The 22,297-nt window shown below is 58.8% G+C and carries 19 protein-coding genes; 6 read left to right on the forward strand and 13 right to left on the reverse strand.

Features of this window, described 5'->3' with window-relative positions:
* Positions 1-172 precede the first annotated feature (172 nt).
* The 3 genes from gntT to gntX all read right to left on the reverse strand — a co-directional run bounded on the left by gntT (position 173) and on the right by gntX (position 3,195).
* The gene (gene gntT / locus AB8804_RS18140) at positions 173-1,489 is read right to left on the reverse strand and encodes a gluconate transporter (RefSeq protein WP_371188636.1); all 1,317 of its coding nucleotides are present in this window, start codon (positions 1,487-1,489) and stop codon (positions 173-175) included.
* A gap of 385 nt (positions 1,490-1,874) precedes the next feature.
* A complete protein-coding gene (gene nfuA, locus AB8804_RS18145) occupies positions 1,875-2,450 on the reverse strand; it encodes a Fe-S biogenesis protein NfuA (RefSeq protein WP_003861601.1) in 576 nt (191 codons plus the stop codon).
* A 61-nt stretch (positions 2,451-2,511) separates the two neighbouring features.
* Positions 2,512-3,195, reverse strand: a complete 684-nt coding sequence (gene gntX, locus AB8804_RS18150; protein ID WP_371188640.1) for a DNA utilization protein GntX — start codon at positions 3,193-3,195, stop codon at positions 2,512-2,514.
* Positions 3,196-3,231: 36 nt separating this feature from the next.
* Here gntX and bioH point away from each other — a divergent pair, with 36 nt between their 5' ends.
* A complete protein-coding gene (bioH, locus tag AB8804_RS18155; RefSeq protein WP_371188642.1) occupies positions 3,232-4,005 on the forward strand; it encodes a pimeloyl-ACP methyl ester esterase BioH in 774 nt (257 codons plus the stop codon).
* Positions 4,006-4,116: 111 nt separating this feature from the next.
* Positions 4,117-4,386 carry a YdgH/BhsA/McbA-like domain containing protein gene (locus AB8804_RS18160; RefSeq protein WP_371188644.1) on the forward strand — a complete coding sequence of 90 codons (270 nt, stop codon included), beginning with the start codon at positions 4,117-4,119 and terminating at the stop codon, positions 4,384-4,386.
* Positions 4,387-4,406: 20 nt separating this feature from the next.
* Here the strand turns inward: AB8804_RS18160 and feoC are convergent, their stop codons facing one another.
* From feoC to greB, 5 genes are all read right to left on the reverse strand, one after another.
* The gene (gene feoC / locus AB8804_RS18165) at positions 4,407-4,643 is read right to left on the reverse strand and encodes a [Fe-S]-dependent transcriptional repressor FeoC (RefSeq protein WP_371188646.1); all 237 of its coding nucleotides are present in this window, start codon (positions 4,641-4,643) and stop codon (positions 4,407-4,409) included.
* A gap of 10 nt (positions 4,644-4,653) precedes the next feature.
* Positions 4,654-6,972 (reverse strand): Fe(2+) transporter permease subunit FeoB, encoded by a 2,319-nt coding sequence (feoB, locus tag AB8804_RS18170; protein WP_371188648.1) that lies wholly within the window; start codon positions 6,970-6,972, stop codon positions 4,654-4,656.
* A 28-nt stretch (positions 6,973-7,000) separates the two neighbouring features.
* Complete coding sequence (gene feoA / locus AB8804_RS18175; protein ID WP_024907908.1) at positions 7,001-7,228, reverse strand: ferrous iron transporter A; 228 nt, start codon at positions 7,226-7,228, stop codon at positions 7,001-7,003.
* 430 nt (positions 7,229-7,658) lie between these two features.
* Positions 7,659-9,989 carry a Tex family protein gene (locus AB8804_RS18180; protein ID WP_371188651.1) on the reverse strand — a complete coding sequence of 777 codons (2,331 nt, stop codon included), beginning with the start codon at positions 9,987-9,989 and terminating at the stop codon, positions 7,659-7,661.
* Positions 9,990-10,075: 86 nt separating this feature from the next.
* The gene (gene greB / locus AB8804_RS18185) at positions 10,076-10,549 is read right to left on the reverse strand and encodes a transcription elongation factor GreB (protein ID WP_371188653.1); all 474 of its coding nucleotides are present in this window, start codon (positions 10,547-10,549) and stop codon (positions 10,076-10,078) included.
* A gap of 225 nt (positions 10,550-10,774) precedes the next feature.
* Between greB and ompR the strand changes: the two genes are divergently transcribed.
* Both ompR and envZ read left to right on the forward strand, forming a co-directional pair.
* Complete coding sequence (ompR, locus tag AB8804_RS18190) at positions 10,775-11,494, forward strand: two-component system response regulator OmpR (protein ID WP_001157751.1); 720 nt, start codon at positions 10,775-10,777, stop codon at positions 11,492-11,494.
* Positions 11,491-12,837 carry a two-component system sensor histidine kinase EnvZ gene (gene envZ, locus AB8804_RS18195; RefSeq protein WP_371188655.1) on the forward strand — a complete coding sequence of 449 codons (1,347 nt, stop codon included), beginning with the start codon at positions 11,491-11,493 and terminating at the stop codon, positions 12,835-12,837. Before ompR ends, envZ begins: the two co-directional genes overlap by 4 nt.
* 520 nt (positions 12,838-13,357) lie before the next feature.
* Here the strand turns inward: envZ and pckA are convergent.
* Positions 13,358-14,977: a phosphoenolpyruvate carboxykinase (ATP) gene (pckA, locus tag AB8804_RS18200; protein WP_371188657.1), complete on the reverse strand. Its 1,620-nt coding sequence runs from the start codon at positions 14,975-14,977 to the stop codon at positions 13,358-13,360.
* 376 nt (positions 14,978-15,353) lie between these two features.
* Here pckA and AB8804_RS18205 point away from each other — a divergent pair, with 376 nt between their 5' ends.
* A complete protein-coding gene (locus AB8804_RS18205; protein WP_371188659.1) occupies positions 15,354-17,105 on the forward strand; it encodes a DUF4153 domain-containing protein in 1,752 nt (583 codons plus the stop codon).
* Between the two features lie 93 nt (positions 17,106-17,198).
* Here the strand turns inward: AB8804_RS18205 and hslO are convergent, their stop codons facing one another.
* From hslO to AB8804_RS18225, 4 genes are all read right to left on the reverse strand, one after another.
* Positions 17,199-18,077 carry an Hsp33 family molecular chaperone HslO gene (gene hslO / locus AB8804_RS18210; RefSeq protein WP_371188661.1) on the reverse strand — a complete coding sequence of 293 codons (879 nt, stop codon included), beginning with the start codon at positions 18,075-18,077 and terminating at the stop codon, positions 17,199-17,201.
* 24 nt (positions 18,078-18,101) lie between these two features.
* A complete protein-coding gene (gene hslR, locus AB8804_RS18215; protein WP_371188663.1) occupies positions 18,102-18,503 on the reverse strand; it encodes a ribosome-associated heat shock protein Hsp15 in 402 nt (133 codons plus the stop codon).
* The gene (gene yrfG / locus AB8804_RS18220; RefSeq protein ID WP_371188665.1) at positions 18,500-19,183 is read right to left on the reverse strand and encodes a GMP/IMP nucleotidase; all 684 of its coding nucleotides are present in this window, start codon (positions 19,181-19,183) and stop codon (positions 18,500-18,502) included. Before yrfG ends, hslR begins: the two co-directional genes overlap by 4 nt.
* A 65-nt stretch (positions 19,184-19,248) precedes the next feature.
* Complete coding sequence (locus AB8804_RS18225; protein ID WP_371188667.1) at positions 19,249-21,387, reverse strand: intracellular growth attenuator family protein; 2,139 nt, start codon at positions 21,385-21,387, stop codon at positions 19,249-19,251.
* Positions 21,388-21,712: 325 nt separating this feature from the next.
* Between AB8804_RS18225 and nudE the strand changes: the two genes are divergently transcribed.
* Complete coding sequence (nudE, locus tag AB8804_RS18230) at positions 21,713-22,273, forward strand: ADP compounds hydrolase NudE (protein WP_371188669.1); 561 nt, start codon at positions 21,713-21,715, stop codon at positions 22,271-22,273.
* The last annotated feature ends 24 nt before the right edge of the window (positions 22,274-22,297 follow it).

A 22,297-nucleotide genomic window follows, 5' to 3' on the forward strand; every position in this document is an offset into this window, starting at 1 on the left:
ATCTCTGGCAGACTGTATGTAAAGGCACGATGAGGTCTCTTCTGTTTTGTTGGCGCAATCAGTAGATCACACTTCATCGTGCTTTTCATTTTTCTGGGGATTCCTCAGCCCAGGGGGAGAGGGAATGGAATGTAGGCCGGGTAAGGCGAAGCCGCCACCCGGCTTTTTTATATCAAATCACCATATTCAACAGCAGCACCCCAATCAGGCCGCACACCGAAATGATGGTTTCCAGCGCGGACCAGGACTTGATGGTTTCACCGATGGTCAGGTTGAAGTACTCCTTGAACAGCCAGAAGCCCGGATCGTTAACGTGAGAGAAAATCACGCTGCCGGAACCAACCGCGATGACCATCAGCTCTGGGCTCACGCCCGTGGTCGCAATCAGCGGCGCAACGATACCGCCGGCGGTGATTGCCGCAACGGTTGCAGAGCCGAGCGCGATGCGCAGAACCGCTGCAATCGACCACGCCATCAGCAGCGGGGAGACGTTGGTTTCATGCATCATGGCCGCGATGTATTTGTCCACGCCGCTGTCGACCAGCACCTGCTTGAACGCGCCGCCGCCGCCGATGATCAGCAGCATCATGGCGATGATTTTGATGGAAGAGGTCAGCGTGTCGTTAATCTGATCCATTGAACGACCGCGGTTAAGGCCGAAGGTGAACATCGCGATCAGCACCGCAATCAGCGTTGCCATTACCGGGTCGCCGAGGAACTCCGCTACCGCCAGGAACGCGTGGCCTTTTGGCAGAACCATCTCCGCCACGGCGCGCATCGCCATCAGAATAACCGGTACCAGCGAGGTCCAGACGCTGACGCCAAAGCCCGGCATCTCTTCTTCGGTAAAGGTTTTCGCGCTGTACAGGCCTTCCGGGATCGGCTTGTCGATGCCCTTCAGGAAGCGTGCGTACACCGGGCCTGCCAGGATGACGGTTGGGATCGCCAGAATGGTACCGAACAGCAGGGTTTTACCCATATCGGCGTGGAAAATGGTGGCAATGGCGGTCGGGCCCGGGTGCGGAGGCAGGAAGCCGTGGGTCACGGACAGCGCCGCCGCCATCGGCACGCCGACGAACAGCAGAGGGATGTTTGCCGCCGCCGCGATGGTGAAGACCAGCGGCAGCATCAGCACGAAGCCGACCTCGTAGAACAGCGCGAAACCGACGGTGAAGCCGGTTAACACCACGGCCCACTGGATGTGCTGCTTGCCGAATTTATCAATAAGCGTGGTGGCGATACGCTGCGCGCCACCGCAGTCCGCCAGCATTTTGCCGAGCATGGCGCCAAAGCCCATGATCAGGGCGAGGCTGCCGAGCGTGCCGCCGACGCCCGCTTTAATCGAGCTAATGACTTTTACCAGCGGCATGCCTTGCATCAAACCGACTGCAAGCGCCACCAGAACCAGAGCGATAAATCCGTTCATTTTGAAGCGGATCATCAAGAGCAGTAATAACACAACACCGATAGCGACGATGACTAATGGCATGATTTACCTGGCCTTTAATTGTTATGGGTAACGTCAATGTTTCGACGACAATGTCCGATTGTCCCAACCGGGAACAGAGCGATAACGGCACTCAGACTGTTGCCTCATAAACGGATAAGTTTAGTCGGCTGTTATGAAGGTGTTGAGTGCCCGCGTGAATGATACGGGTAACATCACGGGATTGAGAATCACCTGGGAAGGCAAAATTTGAATTATGAGACGCAGGTCAATATATCGAGGGGAGGTAAACGCAAAACGGCAACGCGCGTTGCCGTTTTTAGTGTTTGTTCCCTCTCCGTGTGGGAGAGGGCCAGGGTGAGGGCATCAAACCGCACTGTCCCTGTAGGCCCGGTAAGTGCAGCGCCACCGGGCAAAGGCAGACGGCTTAGTAGTAAGAGTGCTCGCCGCGCTGGTGCTCGGTCAGATCGCGCACGCCCTTCAGTTCCGGGAACTCGTTCAGCAGCTGCTTCTCGATCCCTTCCTTCAGCGTCACGTCAACCATGGAGCAGCCGTTACAGCCGCCGCCAAACTGCAGGATTGCCAGGCCGTCTTCGGTGATTTCCATCAGGGAAACACGACCGCCGTGGCCCGCCAGCTGCGGGTTGATCTGCGATTGCAGCAGATACTCAACGCGCTCCATCAGCGGGGCATCGTCAGAGACTTTACGCATTTTCGCGTTTGGCGCCTTCAGCGTCAGCTGGGAGCCGAGCTGATCGGTGACGAAGTCAATTTCCGCATCTTCAAGATACGGCGCGCTCAGCTCATCAACGTACGCGGTGAGCTGTTCAAATTTAAGGGCAGTATCGGTTGCTTCCACCGCGTCCGGAGGACAATAAGAAACACCACATTCTGCATTCGGAGTGCCTGGGTTGATCACAAACACGCGGATCTGCGTCCCTTCTTCCTGATTTGCCAGCAGTTTGGCAAAGTGCGCTTGTGCAGAATCGGAAATACGGATCATAGCTTTGGCCTAATAGTTGACTAAATTACCTGGGTATAATCATACGCCCATTGAAGAAGGGCTACAAGGTACGGCACAGACACCATACCTGAACCGACGCGGCGCCGCTTTGCAAAAGCAGCCGTGAAAGTTCGGCAACGGTGCTGCCCGTGGTGACGACATCATCCACAATCGCGATATGGAGGCCGTTGACCGGCAATTCAAGGCGAAAGGCGTTTTTCAGGTTTCTTTTCCGCCGCCGCGCGCTGAGCTGATGCTGTATTGCGGTGGCGTGCAGGCGCGTCATCGCGGCCGGCTCGTAGCGGCAGCCCAGCCAGCGGGCGAGCGGACGACAGAGCAAATCACTTTGGTTGTAGCCCCGCCGCCAGTGGCGACGCTGGTAAAGCGGCACGTTGACGATCAAATCAACCCGCGGCAGGGCGCGCGTTCGCCGCGCCTGCAAAACGGCGAGCAGCAGCAGGCGTGCCAGCGGCTGCGCCAGGCTGCTCTGGCGTGAAAACTTAAGCCTGTGAATCAGCCCGCTCAGGGGAGGGGCGTAATCATCTACGGCGACCAGCGCATGCCACGGCGGCGATTTTCGCAGGCAACGCCCGCAGGGGATTTTGGGGCTCACGGCCGGTAAGCCGCACTGCGGGCAGCCGGAAAGGCATCCGCTCTGCGCGCGCGTGCAGACGGAGCAAATCCCCCACCCGCTGAGCGCGAGCGGCATTCGGCATAGCCAGCACAGGCCGGGCGCTGTTAGCATGGTCAACCTCCCTGTAAAAAAAGAGAACAATAGCTGATGAAAACGCTGTGGTGGCAGACCGTTGGAACGGGAAATTGCCATCTTGTGCTGCTGCACGGATGGGGACTGAATGCGGAGGTGTGGCGTTGCGTAACGGAGGAACTGGCCTCGCATTTTACGCTGCACCTGGTGGACCTGCCGGGGTATGGTCGCAGCCGGGATTTCGGCGCCATGTCGCTGGAGGAGATGGCGAACGCGGTGCTGGACGCCGCGCCGCAAAAGGCCATCTGGCTCGGCTGGAGCCTGGGCGGTCTGGTGGCAAGCGAGATTGCCCTGACGCACCCCGAGCGCGTGGAGGCGCTGGTCACGGTTGCGTCGTCACCGTGCTTTAGCGCCAGAGAGGCGTGGCCGGGCATCAAGCCGGAGGTGCTGTCCGGGTTCCAGCAGCAGCTGAGCGAGAACTTCCAGCGCACCGTTGAGCGCTTCCTCGCCCTGCAAACGCTGGGAACCGAGACGGCGCGTCAGGACGCCCGCGCGCTGAAAAACACGGTGCTGTCGCTGCCGATGCCGGGAGTAGAGGCGCTGAACGGCGGTCTGGATCTGCTGAAAACGGTCGATCAGCGCGAGGCGATGGCGTCGCTGGCCGTGCCGCATCTGCGCATTTATGGTTATCTAGACGGGCTGGTGCCGCGCAAGGTTGTGCCGCTGCTTGACGCGCGCTGGCCGCAAAGCGAATCGCTGGTGGTTGCCAAAGCGGCGCACGCGCCGTTTATCTCCCATCCGGCCGAGTTTTGCGCGGCGCTGGTTGCGCTACGTCAACGCTTGCGCTGATTGTTTTTCATTCACCCTGGCAAAAGTCACCCGCGGCAACAATACTCAACGTGTCGCTGCGGTTGTTTCGCCGACGATGATCAAAACAACAATCTAAGGAGAGTCCTGTCTATGAAACTTATTACTGGTATTGTTACGTCTCTGGTTATTGGGTCACTGTCCTTCGGCGTAATGGCTGCACAGGAGCTGGAAAAAGACAAGGTGAAAGAGATGAACCTCACCAAAGTGGGTGAGATCACCACCTCGGACACCACCGCGCCGATGGACGCGAAAAAAGAGCTGTCGAAAAAAGCGGATGAGCTGGGCGGAAAATATTTCGTGGTGACCAGCGCGCAGAAAGATACCAAAAACGTGCACGCCACGGCGGTCGTCTACAAGTAAATTTGCCTGACGGCGCTGCGCTAGCGCAGCGCCCACCACTCCCGAATGCACGCCTTGCCTTCCGGGCAGCTTTTACAGCTTCCAGATAAACATCCGCGCGCATCTTCCTGTAGCCGGACGGCCTTACCCATGGCCTCCAGCCTTTCCAGCATGGCATCGATCATCGGCTGCGGCGTGCCAAGCGCGACGCTAATCTGATTAGCCTCCATGCGCCCCTGTAGCGCCAGCAGATCGCGAACCTGAATCAACGATGCCATTCCTGCCGCCTTAGTGACAGTCGCCCGCCGGGCTGCTGCAGCAGCTCGTTGGCGTCTTGCGGGTGGCAAGCAGGTTGACGTTCACGCGGCTGCGCGCCCGGCGCAGCAGGCCGATGACGAGCACGTTGAACAGCAGGACGGCCAGAATACAAACCAGGCTGTAGCGCGGGTGCTGGCTGAAGTTGACCGTCTGGTAGAAGACCGTGGATAGCGAGTACGCAATGTTCAGCCCCCACAGGACGGAGAAGCCCATCCAGCCGCGGCTCGATTCGCGGGCAATCGCGCCCATCACCGAGATGCATGGAATGTAGAGCAGCACGAAAATCAGGTAGCTGTAGGCCGCAGACGCGCTGCCAAACTTCTCACCCATGACGCCCATCGCGCCCGTTGCCATTTCGCCGTCGCCTTTGCTGGCTTCAATCGGGTTCGCCAGCACGCTCAGGCTGAAGGTGTCCTTCAGGCTCTGCCAGGTCTCTTCCACCGCGCCGAGCAGCTCGTCGCCGAGGCTAAACTCTGCCGGATTAAATTCCGCTTCCTGAATGTTTTCGGCGGTATAGAGCGTGTTCAGCGTGCCGACAACCACCTCTTTGGCCATCGCGCCGGTGAACAGGCCCACGGTCGCCTGCCAGTTATCCTCGTGCACGCCAATCGGCTTGAAAATAGGGGTGATGACGCGGCTGACGGAGGCGAGGGCGGAATCGTTAATGTTATCCGCCGCCTGGCCGCTCAGGGTGAAGCTGTTGAGCGCGCTCAGGAAGATGCTCACGATGACAATCACCTTACCCGCGCGCAGCACGAAGCCTTTCAGGCGCTGCCAGGTCTGGATAATCAGGCTTTTAAGGTGCGGAACGTGGTAAACCGGCAGCTCCATCACGAACGGAGACGCTTCGCCGCGCATGATGGTGTGCTTCAGCATCAGGCCGGTCAGGATCGCCATCACGATACCGAGCACGTACAGCGAGAAGACCGCCAGCGCGCCGCTTTGGCCGAAAAAGGCCGCGGCAAAGACGGCGAAAATCGCCAGACGCGCGCCGCAGGACATAAACGGCGCCATCATGATGGTCATCAGGCGTTCGCGCGGCGCGTCGAGGGTGCGCGCGCCCATCACCGACGGCACGTTACAGCCGAAGCCGACGATCAGCGGCACGAACGATTTGCCCGGCAGGCCCAGCGCCTGCATCAGGCGGTCCATCACGAACGCGGCGCGCGCCATGTAGCCGGAGTCCTCAAGGAAGGAGAGGAACAGGTACATCATGCCGATCTGCGGCACCAGCGGCAGCACGGTGTTGATACCGCCGCCCAGACCCTGTGCGAGGAAGATCGTCAGCCACTCCGGGAAGTGCAGGGTGTAGCCGAGCCACTGAATGCCGTGAACGAAGAGGGCAACCGAGCCCGCGTCGAAAATGGGCTGGAGCGCGCCGCCGATGTTAATGGCGAGCAGGAACATCACGTACATCACCAGCAGAAAGACCGGCAGCCCGAGGAAGCGGTTAAGCACGATTTTATCCACGGCGGCGGTAAAGCGGCTTGGCTCCGCCGTTAAGGCGTTACTGACCACTTCGCAGGTGGCGGCGATGGCCTGATAGCGCGCATCGGCAATATGCAGGGCCGGATCGTCGAGTTCATCCTTCAGGCGAGCAAGAGAGATATCAAGCTTATCCGCCGCTTCGCCCGCATAGGCGCGGCTGTAGATATCGCCTTCGAGCATCTGCAGGCCGAGCCACAGGCGCTGCTTCGCAGGCATGCTGCCGTCCATCTCCTGCGCCAGCAAATTGGCTTCGCGCAGCAGCGGCTGGGCGTAATGCACCAGCTCGACGTCATCGTTGCCCGTGTGGCGGTCAATCGCCAGCTTCAGGGCGTCGATGCCGCGCGCGCGGGTGGAGACCAGCGGCACCACGGGGCAGCCCAGACGCGCGGAGAGAGCGTCAATATCAATGCGCAGCTTCTGCTTTTCCGCGATATCGAGCATGTTCAGCGCCACGATGCACGGAATGCCCAGCTCCAGCAGCTGCAGCGTGAGGTAGAGGTTGCGCTCAAGGTTAGAGGCATCGACCACGTTAATGAGTAAATCGGCATCGCCGCTCAGAATATAGTGGCAGGCGATCTGCTCATCGAGCGACGTTTGCGACGAAATGGTGGTTAACGAATAGGTGCCGGGCAGGTCGACCAGCGTGACCTGATTGTCCGTGGTGGTGAACTGGCCTTCTTTGCGCTCAACCGTTACGCCTGCCCAGTTACCGACGCGCTGGCGCGCGCCCGTGAGCTGATTAAATAAGGTTGTCTTGCCGGAATTAGGATTGCCAATTAAGCCAATAGTTAATTTTTTCATTGTATTAGACTCGCTGAACCGCTGGCTGTTATCGGGATAAAGCTTCAACTTCAATTAAGGCGAGGTCTTTCTTTCGCAAAACCAAATTCACCCGCCGAGTTTCGATATGCACCGGATCGCCCAGCGGCGCGACGCGCACAACCTGGAACGACGAGCCGGGCAGCATGCCCAGGGAGAGCAGCTTTTGCCGATAGGCCGGGCTAATTTCACGGGTAAAACCGATAATTTTCCATGCACTGTCTGGAGTGAATTGCATATCACCTACTTTCACGAGAGGTTAAATAATCTACACTGCGATGATAATGAGAATAGTTTTTATCATCAATAATAAAACTGTGACGGAATGTTGTTTGATGTATTAATTCACGGCCGGTTTGACCTTGCTCAATATTTGCGGAAATGTCGTGAAAACGAAAAGGAGAGTATTTGTTAACGGGGTGATAATTCGTGGTTTAAATATGGATGTGCAATCGGTTTCATATATTACAGCCCTATTTTCCCCTCACCCCGACCCTCTCCCCAAAGGGGCGAGGGGGAAAAGACCGCACCGTGCAGTTCCCTCTCCCGAAAGGGGCGAGGGGGAAAAGACCGCACCATGCAGTTCCCTCTCCCGAAGGGGTGATGGGGGAAAAAGAGCGCACCGTGCAGTTCCCTCTCCCTTTTAGGGAGAGGGTTAGGGTGAGGGTTTAGCGTTTTTTACCCATTGCCGCGGCCAGCGCGTCCATCATCGCGCTGTTGCCCGCAGGCTGCGCGTCGCGCCCGCGCGGTTTTGCCGCTTTGGCTGCCGGACGCTGCTGTTCGCGCGCGCCGCCGCCGCTGCCGCGACGGGCGTTGGTTTCGCCAGGCTGCTCGTCCAGACGCATGGTCAGAGCGATACGCTTGCGCTGCAGATCCACTTCCAGCACTTTCACCTTCACGATATCGCCCGCTTTGACCACGGTGTGCGGGTCTTCAACGAACTTGTCGGCCAGGGAAGAGATATGCACCAGGCCATCCTGATGCACGCCGATGTCCACAAACGCGCCAAAGTTGGTGACGTTTGTGACCGCGCCCTCCAGCACCATGCCGGGCAGGAGGTCGTTCATCGTCTCAACGCCGTCGGCGAAGGTCGCGGTTTTAAACTCAGGGCGCGGATCGCGGCCCGGTTTTTCCAGCTCTTTGATGATGTCGGAAACCGTGGGCACGCCGAATTTCTCATCGGTGAAATCGACCGCTTTCAGGTTGCGCAGCGCGCTGTTGTCGCCCATAAGATCTTTCAGCGCCTGCTGGGTGGCGGCCAGAATACGCTCCACGACCGGATAGGCCTCCGGGTGAACGGTAGACGCATCCAGCGGGTTATCGCCGTGGTTGATGCGCAGGAAGCCCGCGCACTGTTCGAACGCTTTCGGCCCCAGACGGCTCACCTTCAGCAGCTGCTGGCGGTTCTGGAACTGGCCGTTCTCATCGCGCCAGGCGACGATGTTCTGCGCCATCATGCGGGTCAGGCCCGCCACGCGGGTGAGCAGCGGAACGGAGGCGGTGTTCAGGTCTACGCCGACGGCGTTTACGCAGTCTTCCACCACCGCGTCCAGCTTGCGCGCCAGCTGCGTCTGGCTCACGTCGTGCTGATACTGGCCCACGCCGATGGATTTCGGATCGATCTTCACCAGCTCCGCCAGCGGGTCCTGCAGGCGGCGGGCGATAGAGACCGCGCCGCGCAGGGAAACGTCCAGATCCGGGAACTCCAGCGCCGCCAGTTCGGACGCGGAATAGACCGACGCGCCCGCTTCGCTGACGATCACCTTCTGCGCCGTCACTTTCGGGAACTGCTTCTGCACGTCGAGATAGAAACGCTCGGTTTCGCGGGACGCGGTGCCGTTGCCGATCGCCACCAGCTCAACGTTGTACTTCTCGCACAGCGCCGCCACGGCGATCGCCGCTTTCGCGGCCTGCCCGGTGTGCGGATAAATGGTGTCGGTCGCCACCAGCTTGCCGGTGCCGTCAACCACCGCCACCTTCACGCCGGTGCGTAGGCCCGGATCGAGGCCCATGGTCGCGCGCAGGCCCGCAGGGGCCGCCATCAGCAGGTCGTGCAGGTTACGGGCGAACACGTTGATCGCTTCGTCTTCGGCGCGCTCGCGCACGGTGCCCATCAGCTCGGTTTCGAGGTGCATCAGCACCTTGATGCGCCAGGTCCAGCTCACCACGCCCTTGCGCCAGCTGTCCGCCGGGGCGTTGTTAAGGCGCAGGCCGAGGTGGTCGATAATAATCTGCTCGCAGTGGCTCTCTTTTGGCGGCTCGTCAAACTGCGGATCGGCGTTGAGAGAGAGCTGAAGCACGCCTTCGTTGCGCCCGCGGAACATCGCCAGCGCGCGGTGGGAAGGGGTGGTAGAGATCGGTTCGTGATGATCGAAGTAGTCGCGGAACTTCGCGCCGTCGTCCTCTCTTCCTGCAACCACGGTGGAGACGATGTGGGCGTTCTTCCACAGATAGTCACGCACTTTGGCGAGCAGGGCGGCGTCTTCGGCGAAGCGCTCCATCAGGATATAGCGTGCGCCGTCGAGGGCGGCCTTGGTGTCCGCGATGCCTTTTTCTGCGTCGATGAATTTCGCCGCTTCGGTTTCCGGATCGTGCGACGGCTCGTTCCACAGCAGGTCGGCCAGCGGCTCCAGGCCCGCTTCAATCGCAATCTGCCCGCGCGTGCGGCGCTTCGGCTTGTACGGCAGATAGAGATCTTCGAGTTCGGTTTTGCTCAGGGTGCCGTTGATGGCTTTTTCCAGGTCGCTGGTCAGCTTGCCCTGTTCGCCGATGGATTTAAGGATCGCCTGACGACGGTCTTCCAGCTCGCGCAGGTAGCCCAGGCGGGTTTCCAGGTTACGCAGCTGTGTGTCATCCAGACCGCCGGTGACTTCCTTACGATAGCGTGCAATAAACGGCACGGTGTTCCCTTCATCAAGCAGGCGAACGGCAGCTTCTACCTGTTCGGCTCTGGCCTGAAGTTCACCCGCAATAATGCGGCAGAGCGAATCTTTCATCATGGCTATATCATCTGTTGGGTCAAAAATCAGGGGATAGTTATACGGGCTGGCACGGCAAAATGCCAGCCGCGGAGGGCGCTCTCGGACTATTTTACGTACTCGATTTCGTTCACGTACCAGCTGGCTTCGCCGCCGGGCGTCTGGACGACGGCGAGATCGCCCACTTCCTTTTTCAGCAGGGCGCGGGCCATCGGCGAATCGATGGAGATGTAATCATTACGACCAAAAATTTCATCATAGCCGACGATGCGAAAGCGCTTGGTGTCGCCATCGTCGTTCTCAATTTCAACCCACGCGCCAAAGAACACCTTCCCCTCCTGCTGCGGGGAGTAATCGACGATTTTAAGGCGCTCAAGGCACTTCGTGAGATAGCGCACCCGCCGGTCAATCTCGCGCAGACGCTTTTTATTGTACTGATAGTCGGCGTTTTCGCTGCGATCGCCCAGGCTTGCCGCCCAGGTCACTTTTTTGGTCACTTCCGGACGCTCCTCGCGCCACAGGTAATCCATCTCTTTTTTGAGCTTGTCGTACCCTTCGCGGGTGATCAGGGGCGTTTTCATACGTTGCCTTAATACTCATAACCGTCTGTGCGCACAATACGTACCACATCGCTAAACAGACAAGATTAATAATGATTTATGTGATGAAATATGCAGATAAGCTGCTGTTAAATATGCTTTGTAACAATTTCGACTAGAATTTATACCAGAATTAGCTGGTCGAACACGTGCACTTTTTTAGAATACGCTGTTATAAGACTATCCGAACCTTTGGGAGTACACACAATGCAAGAGAACTACAAAATCCTGGTCGTGGATGACGACATGCGCCTGCGTGCGCTCCTTGAGCGTTATCTGACGGAGCAGGGCTTCCAGGTTCGTAGCGTCGCCAACGCTGAACAGATGGACCGCCTGCTGACCCGTGAATCCTTCCATCTGATGGTGCTCGACCTGATGCTGCCGGGCGAAGATGGTCTCTCAATCTGCCGCCGTCTGCGCAGCCAAAGCAACCCAATGCCGATCATTATGGTCACGGCGAAGGGGGAAGAGGTTGACCGCATCGTGGGCCTCGAAATCGGCGCGGACGATTATATTCCTAAACCGTTTAACCCGCGCGAGCTGCTGGCGCGTATCCGTGCCGTGCTGCGCCGTCAGGCGAACGAACTGCCCGGCGCGCCGTCGCAGGAAGAGGCGGTGATCGCCTTCGGCAAGTTCAAGCTGAACCTCGGCACGCGCGAAATGTTCCGTGAAGATGAGCCGATGCCGCTCACCAGCGGTGAATTTGCGGTGCTGAAAGCGCTGGTCAGCCATCCGCGCGAGCCGCTTTCGCGCGACAAGCTGATGAACCTGGCGCGCGGTCGCGAATACTCCGCGATGGAGCGCTCCATCGACGTGCAAATTTCCCGCCTGCGCCGCATGGTGGAAGAAGATCCTGCACACCCTCGCTATATCCAGACCGTATGGGGCCTGGGCTACGTGTTCGTACCGGACGGTTCTAAAGCATGAGGCGAATGCGCTTCTCGCCGCGAAGCTCGTTTGCCCGAACCTTACTGTTGATCGTCACCCTGCTGTTCGTCAGCCTGGTGACGACCTATCTGGTGGTGCTGAACTTTGCGATCCTGCCGAGCCTCCAGCAGTTTAATAAAGTCCTCGCGTACGAAGTGCGTATGCTGATGACCGATAAGCTGCAGCTAGAGGACGGCACGCAGCTGGTCGTTCCGCCTGCGTTCCGCCGCGAAATCTACCGCGAGCTGGGCATTTCGCTCTACTCGAACGAAGCGGCGGAAGACGCGGGCCTGCGCTGGGCGCAGCACTACGAATTTCTCAGCCAGCAGATGGCGCAGCAGCTCGGTGGCCCAACGGAAGTGCGCGTTGAGGTCAACAAAAGCTCGCCGGTCGTCTGGCTGAAAACCTGGCTGTCGCCCAACATCTGGGTGCGCGTCCCGCTGACGGAAATCCATCAGGGCGATTTTTCGCCGCTGTTCCGCTATACCCTGGCCATCATGCTGCTGGCGATAGGGGGCGCGTGGCTGTTTATCCGCATTCAGAACCGACCGCTGGTCGACCTGGAGCACGCCGCGCTGCAGGTCGGTAAAGGGATTATTCCTCCGCCGCTGCGCGAGTACGGCGCGTCTGAGGTGCGTTCGGTGACGCGCGCCTTCAACCATATGGCGGCAGGCGTGAAGCAGCTGGCGGATGACCGTACGCTGCTGATGGCGGGCGTGAGCCACGACCTGCGCACGCCGCTGACGCGCATTCGCCTGGCGACGGAAATGATGGGCGAGCAGGATGGCTATCTCGCGGAGTCCATCAACAAGGACATCGAAGAGTGCAACGCCATCATCGAACAGTTCATCGACTACCTGCGCACCGGGCAGGAGATGCCGATGGAGATGGCGGACCTGAACTCGGTGCTCGGTGAAGTGGTGGCGGCGGAAAGCGGCTACGAGCGTGAAATTGATACCGATCTTCAGGCCGGTGAAATTCAGGTGCAGATGCATCCGCTGTCGATCAAGCGCGCGCTGGCAAACATGGTGGTCAACGCGGCGCGCTACGGCAACGGCTGGATTAAGGTCAGCAGCGGCTCAGAGCTTAACCGCGCCTGGTTCCAGGTGGAAGACGATGGTCCGGGCATTAAGCCCGAGCAGCGTAAGCATCTTTTCCAGCCGTTTGTGCGCGGCGACAGCGCGCGCAGCACCAGCGGGACCGGTTTAGGCCTGGCGATTGTGCAGCGTATTGTTGATAACCATAACGGCCTGCTGGAGATTGGCACCAGCGAGCGGGGCGGGTTAAGCATTCGCGCCTGGTTACCGGTGCCGGTCACGCGAGGGCAGGTGAAAGAGGGTTAAAAAAAGGGTGGCATTGGCCACCCTTTTTTGTAGGTCGGGTAAGGCGAAGCCACCACCCGACAAAATATGCCTTCTGCGGGGGGAGGGGGAACATACGGCTGTGGTGATTATTCCGTTCACTTTACGAGCCTTGCTACTCTGAAATCACGTTACTTGTGAACGTGTTAAGGAGGCTCGCCGCCGCCTCCTTAACAATCCGGGCTCCCGGCAGAGAAAATCGCCGCTTCGCGGTGCCCTCAGCTTATTCCTTCCGGCTTTCGGGTCGGGCACCAGCCTGCATCCATGCAGGCTATGCCCTCGCCCCGCATCCCAGCGCGGCGCCCCGGCCGTCAGGAAACGCATCGGCGATTTTCAGCCGGACCGGGATGTCGCTTTCAGCTATTTACTCTGTTAATCAAAATCTAATCGCTTCTGGTTAGAAATTTTCTGGGGATCCCTCAGCCCACGGGGAGAGGGTGAAAACCGCGCCGAGCAGTTCCCTCTCCCCTATGGGGAGAGGGTTAGGGTGAGGGGAGAAGGACTACAGCTTCGGCCCCGCGCTCACCAGCGCAGCGCCCGCCGGGGTGTCGGTATACTTCTCGAAGTTCTCAATAAACAGCTTCGCCAGCGATTCCGCTTTCTCACGCCACTGCTCAGGCGAGCCGTAGGTGTTGCGCGGATCCAGGATGCGCGTTTCCACGCCCGGGAGCTCGGTTGGGATCGCCAGATCGAACATCGGCAGGGTGAAGGTTTCGGCGTTATCCAGTGAACCGTCCAGAATGGCGTCAATGATGGCGCGCGTGTCTTTGATGGAGATACGTTTGCCCGTGCCGTTCCAGCCGGTGTTGACCAGGTATGCCTGCGCGCCGGAAGCCTGCATGCGTTTCACCAGTACTTCCGCGTACTGCGTCGGGTGCAGCGACAGGAACGCCGCGCCGAAGCAGGCGGAGAAGGTTGGGGTTGGCTCGGTTACGCCGCGCTCGGTGCCCGCCAGCTTCGCCGTAAACCCGGAAAGGAAGTGGTACTGCGTCTGGTTGGCCGTCAGGCGAGAAACCGGCGGCAGCACGCCGAACGCGTCTGCGGTCAGGAAAATCACCTTCGTGGCGTGGCCCGCTTTCGACACCGGCTTCACGATGTTGTCGATGTGGTAGATCGGATAAGAGACGCGGGTGTTTTCGGTTTTCGACGCGTCGTCGAAGTCGATGGAGCCGTCGGCGCGCACGGTGACGTTCTCCAGCAGCGCATCGCGGCGGATGGCGTGGAAGATGTCCGGCTCGGCCTCTTCAGACAGGCGAATGGTCTTCGCGTAGCAGCCGCCTTCAAAGTTAAATACGCCGTCGTCGTCCCAGCCGTGCTCGTCATCGCCAATCAGGCGGCGCTTCGGATCGGTAGAGAGCGTGGTTTTCCCGGTGCCGGACAGGCCGAAGAATACCGCCACGTCGCCTTTTTCCCCGACGTTCGCCGAGCAGTGCATGGAGGCAATTCCCTGTAGCGGCAGCAGGTAGTTCATCACCGAGAACATCCCTTTCTTCATTTCGCCGCCATACCAGGTCCCGCCGATCAGCTGAATGCGCTCGGTCAGGTTAAAGGCGATGAAGTTTTCGGAGTTCAGTCCCTGCTCTTTCCACTGCGGGTTCGTGCATTTCGCGCCGTTCATCACGATGAAATCAGGGGTGAAATCCTGCAGCTCTTCGTCGGTTGGGCGAATAAACATGTTCTTCACGAAATGCGCCTGCCAGGCCACTTCGGTAATAAAGCGAACGGAAAGGCGGGTGTCGGCGTTAGCGCCGCAGAACGCATCGACGATAAACAGGCGCTTGCCGGAGAGTTGGTGAGTGACGAGACCTTTCAGATGCTGCCAGGTTTCAGGGGAAAGCGGCTTGTTATCGTTCTTCCCTTTGCCTTTATCGGCCCACCACAGCGTATCGCGGGTGGTGTCGTCACGGACGATGTACTTATCTTTCGGCGAACGGCCGGTAAAGATACCGGTGTCCACGGCGATAGCGCCCAGGTTCGTCAACACGCCTCGCTCGTATCCTTCCAGGTCTGGATTGAGCTCTTCCTGATACAGCGTATCGTAGTCGGGGTTGTAGACGATTTCCTGGACGTCGTGAATACCATAAGCCTTGAGATCTTGCGGGGTTAAACCAGTAACACGCATATCACTGCTCCTTAGCCAATATGTACTGTCTGAAATTGTAGGGTTTTTCTGAGGTTGTTAACCGCGACGGGGCTCATAGATTTACGTATCTGGACAAAACCCTTGCTAACGGAAAACGCTGCGACTCCAGTCACAGGGCGGGCAGATTATCGCAGGAATCGCTTTTTGGTTGGGGAAAATGTTCTTAAAAGGTTAAGGGCTGGTGAATTTAACCATAGGAATGTGAATGTAATCGCATACATGTAGGAAAGTTACGTAAGGGTTACACTGTGAAAAACGATTCACGTCTCCCGATGTCAAACTTTCAGACAAGGCTCCGGGAGCCGGGCCATCGCCTGGGTGGCACAATACGCTTTTCGTGATTAAGGGATGAAAGATGGAAAACAGTGAAGTGTTATCGCCAGCCGCGCGCGTCGCCGTGGTGCTGACGGGGGCGGTGCAGGGATTAATCTGCTATCTGATTAGCTGGTACATCGACTACGCGAGCCTGCCGTACGATACGCTGTGGCTGGTGTGCGTCGTGCCTGCTACCGTGGTGATGACCGCCACGCTCTCGCTTTCCATCACGACGTTTCGACAACCGCTGCTGTGGCTGGCGCTGGGCTTAGCGGGCGCCGCCGTGGCGGGAATGGGTGCCTGGCTAAAATGGCGCGTTTCGGGGCTGGAGAAATGGGACATCCGGGACGCGGTGCTGCTCTTTGGCTTCCATCTGATGCTGATGACGCTGTTCATGTTGCCCTGGCTGCAGCGGCGGCTTGCCCCCGCGTCGACGGAATCATTTTATAGCGATTTTTACGCCAGGAACTGGCATAACGCGCTGACGCTGATAGTCATTTTTGTCTCAAACGGCCTGTTCTGGCTGGTGCTTTTCCTGTGGGCCGAGCTGTTCAAGCTGATTGGGATCGCCTTTTTCGAGCGGCTGTTCTTCGATACCGGCTGGTTTATTGCTGTTTCGCTCGGTGCGGTATCCGCGAGCGCGGCGGTGCTTTCGCGGGTTCAGGGGCGGCTCATCGTCGCCTTACAAAACCTGCTTACGCTGATTGCCACCGGGCTGCTGCCCCTGATGGCGGCGCTGGCCCTGCTCTTCATTGCCGCACTGCCGTTTGTCGGCTTCGAGACCATTTCAGCGCGGATATCCGCGGCGGGCCTGTTAACCACGCTGGCGCTGCTGCTGCTCTTTCTGGTGACCATCGTCTGGCATCCGCAGCGCCGCGCGTTGCCGTATTTCGCGCCGCTTCGCGGCCTGATCCAGCTTGCCATCGTGATTGCGCCGGTTTACCCCCTGCTTGCCGGATGGGCGCTGTGGCTGCGCATTTCGCAGTACGGCTGGTCGCCCGAGCGGCTCTACGGCGTGCTGATAACGGCGGTGGCGCTGGTATGGGCGACGGGCTTTTGCGCCAGCGTAATATTCACCCGGCGTGAACCGCAGAAGCTTCAGGGATACGTTGTTCCCGCGACAGGGCTGCTCTCTCTGACCTTTCTGATGCTGATCTACACCCCCGTGCTCGACCCGTGGCGCATCAGCGTCAACAGCCATATGGCGCGCTATCATGAAGGACGCATCACGGCGGATCAGGTTAGCCTGTATATGCTCAGCAACAGCGGGCGCGAGGGACGAGAGGCGATGAAGGCGCTGCAAAACGATCCGCAGTTCATCGCCAGCCCTAAACGCCTGCGCGAGCTAAACGGGCTGCTTACCGGAAACGCCGGAGGCACCGCAACGGTTCCGACGCTGGAGAAGGTCATCCAGCTCGCCCCGGGTACGCCGCGTCCTGATGAGGCGCTGTGGCAGGCCATGCTCAAGGAGCAGTATCGGTTTGACACCTGCAGCATTGAGCAGAAAAACTGCCTGCTCATGGCGATGGATCTCAACGGTAACGGCAAGCCTGAGGCGGTGGTGTACCAGTTTAGCGCCCACACGATTACCGCTTTCACCCAAACCAATACGGGCTGGAGGATCGCAGGGGATACCTGGAAAATGCCTGAAGGAATAACCCGTGACGGATTTGACCGCGCGCTGAAGCAGGGGAAAGTGAAGCCGGTCGTGAAGCCCTGGACGGACATTGATATTTCCGGGGAGCGGGTGGAGATGAGCTACGACAGCTACAGCAACGCGCAGTGGCGCTAGCCGTTTTTAAGCCGGGTGGCGCTAACGCCAGCCCGGCCTACAAGCCCCGTAGGCCCGTGCAGGCATCGCGCCGCCGGGCAACGGGCTCAGCGCTTAGTGAACCTGCGGATCCGCCGGGGAGGCGTTATTGCGGATCTCTGCGATATCCATCGAATTGAACACGTAGTGCGTGCCGCAGTAGTCGCAGTGCATGTCGATCTCACCGTCTTCCGCCATGATGCTGTCGATCTCTTCGTCCGGCAGCGTTTTCAGGGCACCGGCGCAGCGCTCGCGGGAGCAGGTACACTTGAACTCAACGTCCTGCGGATCGTAAACCGTCACTTCTTCTTCGTGGTACAGACGCCACAGCACGTCGGTCGCCGACAGGGTGAACAGCTCTTCCGCCTTGACGGTTTCCGTCAGCGTTGCCAGGTGCTCGAAGTCGTTGGTCTGCGCGTCCTGTGCAGGCAGAACCTGCAGCAGCATCCCGCCCGCGGCGGGCTGGCCGTCTACTTCACCGGTGCGGATGAACAGGCGGGTTGGCAGCTGTTCAGAGCGCATGAAGTAATCTTCCAGGCAGGCCGCCAGGGTATCGCCTTCCAGGCCGACAACGCCCTGATAGCGCTCGCCTTCTTCCGGCGAGATGGTGATCACCAGATAGCCGTTACCGACCAGCGTTTTCAGGTCCGCATTTTCAGGCACGTCGCCCTGAACGCGCGCGACGCCGCGCATCTGCTGCTGGTTGTTACCGTTAATCACCGCCAGCGTCATCGGGCCATCGCCCTGCAGCTGCACGGTAATATCCCCGGCAAACTTCAGCGTGGCGGTCAGCAGGCTGGTGGCAACCAGCAGTTCGCCCAACAGGTTTTTGACCGGCAGCGGATAGTTGTGGTTTTCCAGAATCTGTTTCCAGGTTTCTGAAACGGTGACCAGCTCGCCGCGAACGGCAAATTGTTCAAACAGATAGCGGTGTAATTGGTCGTGTTGGGCCATAATAGTCTCTCGTGCAGGTGAGGGTTACTCGGTCTCACCGTGTTTAAATTTCATCAGATCGCGGCGCTCTTTTTTATCCGGACGCCGATCCGGGTGTGGCATCGTCAGCGCGTTCAGCTTCCGCGCAAGCGCGGTCTTTTCTCGCTTCTCAATGCTTTCAGCCGTCTCTTCATAAAGCAGTACGGCTTCGGCTGCGGGCCGACGCTGTTCGGTAATGCCTTTAATCACCACCGTTCGTTCGTCGTTGCCCTGGCGCAGCGTCAGGGTGGCATTCACTTCAACCGTCTTGCTCGGCTTGCTGCGCTGGCCGTTGTAATGCACTTTCCCGCCGTCAACCATCTCGCGGGCGAGGGCGCGCGTTTTATAAAAACGGGCGGCCCACAGCCATTTATCCAGTCTTACCCCTTCTGCGGGTTTTTCCTTCATGGCGTCTCCTTCACGGTGAGTGAGGGGATCATCCGGCGATAGTCGTTCAGCCCCGGATGACGCGAATAGCTTTTTTCAGCCAGGCCAGAATCAGGGTTGGTCACGCCTAAGCAATAGCGAATACCAAATTGGGCTGCGGAATCCAGAATCGGCTCGCTGTCGTCAATAAACAGCGTGCGCTCCGGCTGCAAACCGGTCTCTTCCGCCACCGCGTGCCACAACCGCTGATCTTCTTTCGGATAACCAAATGTGTGGGTGGAAAGTAATAAATCAAGGTGTGAAGCCAGTCCGGTATGTTCCAGCTTCACCGCCAGGTTATGCGGATGCGCGTTGGTAAGCAGGATGCGGCGCTTGCCGCTGGCCTTGAGCGCATCCAGGAACGGGACCGTATCTTCACGCAGCGTGGCGCGCGGCCCCTGGGCGGTGGTCATGGCACAAATATCCAAACCGAGCTTCTCGCTCCAGTAGTCGAGACAGTACCAGTTTAGCGTATGCTGCACCGCGCTATATTGCGAACCAATGAATTTCTGCGCTTCTGCCGGGGAGATCCCCTGCTGTTCACCGTAGGTTTCTGGCACCAGCTTTTGCCAGAAGTAGTTATCAAAGGCGAGATCGAGCAGCGTGCCGTCCATATCCAGCAGGACGGTATCGACCTCCTGCCAGGCGATATCAAAATGCATAGGGGAAACTCTCCAGCCAGAAGAAACGTGCGGGACAGGGTAGCACAACTTGTCGCGCCGTGACGTTATCCGTTCAGGCTCTCCGGAGAGGAGATCAGCTTAGGATTGAGGCAATTTTCGTAGTACTGCTGGATCTCCGCCAGGCGGGTGCGGGAGCGCTGATAGCGGCGTATTGCCGTATAGCCGTTCCAGATAATGCACGCCAGCATCGCTATCATCAGCGCAGACGTGCCGAAGTAGCGCCACAGGCCTGCGCTGTCCGGCATGCGGTGGAGATCGACATGGCGCGTGCCGTTGGCGTCAGTGTAAATGCCGGTGACAATGCCCTCGGCGCTGAACGGCGTTTGCATCAGCATCTGCGCGAGGCGCTGGAACGCGGCCCACTGCTCCTGCGCCGGGTAGTCGTACAGCGAAACCTGAGGATAAGGCTGGTCGACCAGGTCGCTGCCTTCATCGCTGGCTATCACGAAGCCGCCCGGCGCCGGGCTATTTAACGCCTGGGCCGCGCGCGTGGTTTCGCGCATCACAAACGGCGCGGTTGAGGTCGCGACCAGGTTATCCAGCGACTCGGCGCTGACCGGGCGCAGCAGCACGTTGACGCCGTCAAGACGGCCCGCCTCGGCGCGCTTCACCAGCGCTTCCCAGTCTTTGCTGTTGCCCAGGTTAACCAGCGCATTTTTAAGACGCACGCACTCGTCCTGCGCGGAGCACAAATCCTGCGTTTTCAGGACGATTTCGGCAAAGTCATCCAGCAGCACCATGCCCGATTTTTGAATCGCGGAGCGCAGGGCAGGGCTGACGCGCGAGTCATCATCCGGCTTTGGATGAAGCTGGCGGTTGACCGTCTGGGTGAGCGCGTTGGCCTTGTTAACCACTTCTGATTCCGGCAGCGGCAGCGGTGCCGCGTCGTTCCAGATGATTTGCGAGCAGTCGAACGGCGTAAACGGCGAGTTCTGGCGCGTGTTCCAGGCGCCGGGCGCATGGATGTTACACATGCCGGTGCCTTTAAGGCGCAGCGTATCGCCCACTTTAACGCCGGCCTCGTCCAGCTGGCTGACGCTGGTGGCTTCTACCGTTTGCGCCCCTTTAATCCACGACAGGGTGAATTTGATCGGCATATCCAGCGGCACGAACAGCAGCAGCATCGCAAAGACCAGCGCCGCGCCGCCCGCAATCACCGTGCTGCGCAGCCAGTGCTGCAGCGGGAAGTTTTTCACCTCGTCGTGCAGGGACAGGTAACGCCCCTGGCGCGCGACGTGGCGGTCAAGGTAGATATCAATATCGGTCTTGTGCCCTAAGTCCTGCGCAATCCACGGCTGCCAGTGGCGCGGATAGATGAGATCGATAATCCCGAGCGAGATATTGTTGATATGCTCCTGGTCGTTCTCACCAAACAGGCCCCAGCGCTTTGGCGTGCCGCGCAGGCAGTGAATCTCACGCAGCGCGGTTTTCGACGGGGGCGCAAAAAGGCCCCACAGCCCGGCCGCCAGCAGCAGAACGCCGCCGCCCGCAAGCCAGGGAACGAAGACGTCCGGCGTCAGCAGGCAGAAGAAAAAGAGCAGGAATGACGCTACGATTAACACCGCCTCGCGAATGCCGTCCGGGCGGCTCAGGGTGTACTCTTCGCGCGTTTCCTGACGAATATTCAGCAGTTCAATCTGCTCCGTCTCTTCGCCGCGAATAGAGGCTTGCGTCGCGCTGGCGCGCTCCAGGGCGAAGCGCGGCGCTTCCTGAACGTACTCGCTCAGGGTGTGGCCATTCAGGGTGATGACCAGCGGCAGCGAGTCGGTATGGATCAGCTCAACGCTGTTTTCATCGTTGATGTACTGCTCCCAAAACGGCGGGAGATGCACCTCGACGGAATCAAGGTAGTAGCGCCATTTATTGGGATCGTCGGTGGTGATGCCGTAGCGGGTGATCGAGCGCGTCACGCACAGCACGGTGTCGCTTTGCGCGTTGAGATTCAGCGTAATGGGTGCGGCCGTGGCCCCCGTTGGCCCAGGCGTAAGCTGAGAACGGTTAAGGGTCTCAAGGTAGTTTTCGACGGTGCTGCGCTCTTCAGACGAGAGCTTGCGCGTGGTGGCACCCGCAAAGGCGTTCAGGAAGGGCAGCCGAAATTGTCGGTATACGCGGCGTCTGTACAACCAACCCGCAATAAATGCGCCAGCCAGCACAGCCGCGAGAAAAATCAAAATGGTGCTCATGCTTTCCCCATCTTACTTATCTTCTTACAGGTGTAGTCAGTCGCACCCTAAACAATGAATGAGAATCTGTGGTTGGCTATCGGCAAGTATGGAGTCGAACTTGAGCATTTTGAAGCGCATCCCAGTGTTCGCTGATGATAGCAAAGGCTTTACTGGCGCGATATCAGCAAATTCCTGGAAACTTTTCAACCTCTTGACATTTGTTTTGAATTGAGAACTGAATCCTGTTACGTTGCAAAAATGTAAATACAGAGCAATTGACATTGCCCAAACCGTGCGGCATATCGCACAATAAAGCCAGTGCACACAGCAAAGACCCTTCAAGATGAGTAAACCATTACAAAAGCCCACGATCCTGAACGTTGAAACGGTTGCGAAATCTCGCCTGTTTACCGTCGAGAGCGTGGATCTCGAGTTCAGCAACGGCGTGCGTCGCGTATATGAACGTATGCGCCCTTCCGCGCGCGAGGCGGTGATGATTGTCCCCATTGTTGACGATCATCTGATCCTGATCCGCGAATACGCCGTTGGCACAGAGTCGTATGAGCTTGGCTTCTCAAAAGGCCTTATCGACCCGGGCGAAACCGTGTTTGAAGCGGCAAACCGTGAGCTGAAAGAAGAGGTGGGCTTTGGTGCAAAAGAGCTGTCGTTCCTGAAAAAGCTAAGCATGGCGCCTTCCTACTTTTCCAGCAAAATGAACATCTTGGTGGCAGAAGATCTCTATCCTGAAAAGCTGGAAGGGGATGAGCCGGAGCCGCTGCCGCAGGTCCGCTGGCCGCTGGCGCACCTGATGGATCTGCTGGAAGACCCGGACTTTACCGAAGCCCGCAACGTGAGCGCGCTGTTCCTGGTGCGGGAGTGGCTAAAGGCGCAGGGGCGGCTGTAGCCCATAAAAAAAGCCGGGTGGTGG

Origin of the sequence: Enterobacter sp. KBR-315C3_2022 (assembly GCF_041399425.1) — a bacterium.
In the GTDB taxonomy this organism is placed as follows: Bacteria; Pseudomonadota; Gammaproteobacteria; order Enterobacterales; family Enterobacteriaceae; genus Enterobacter.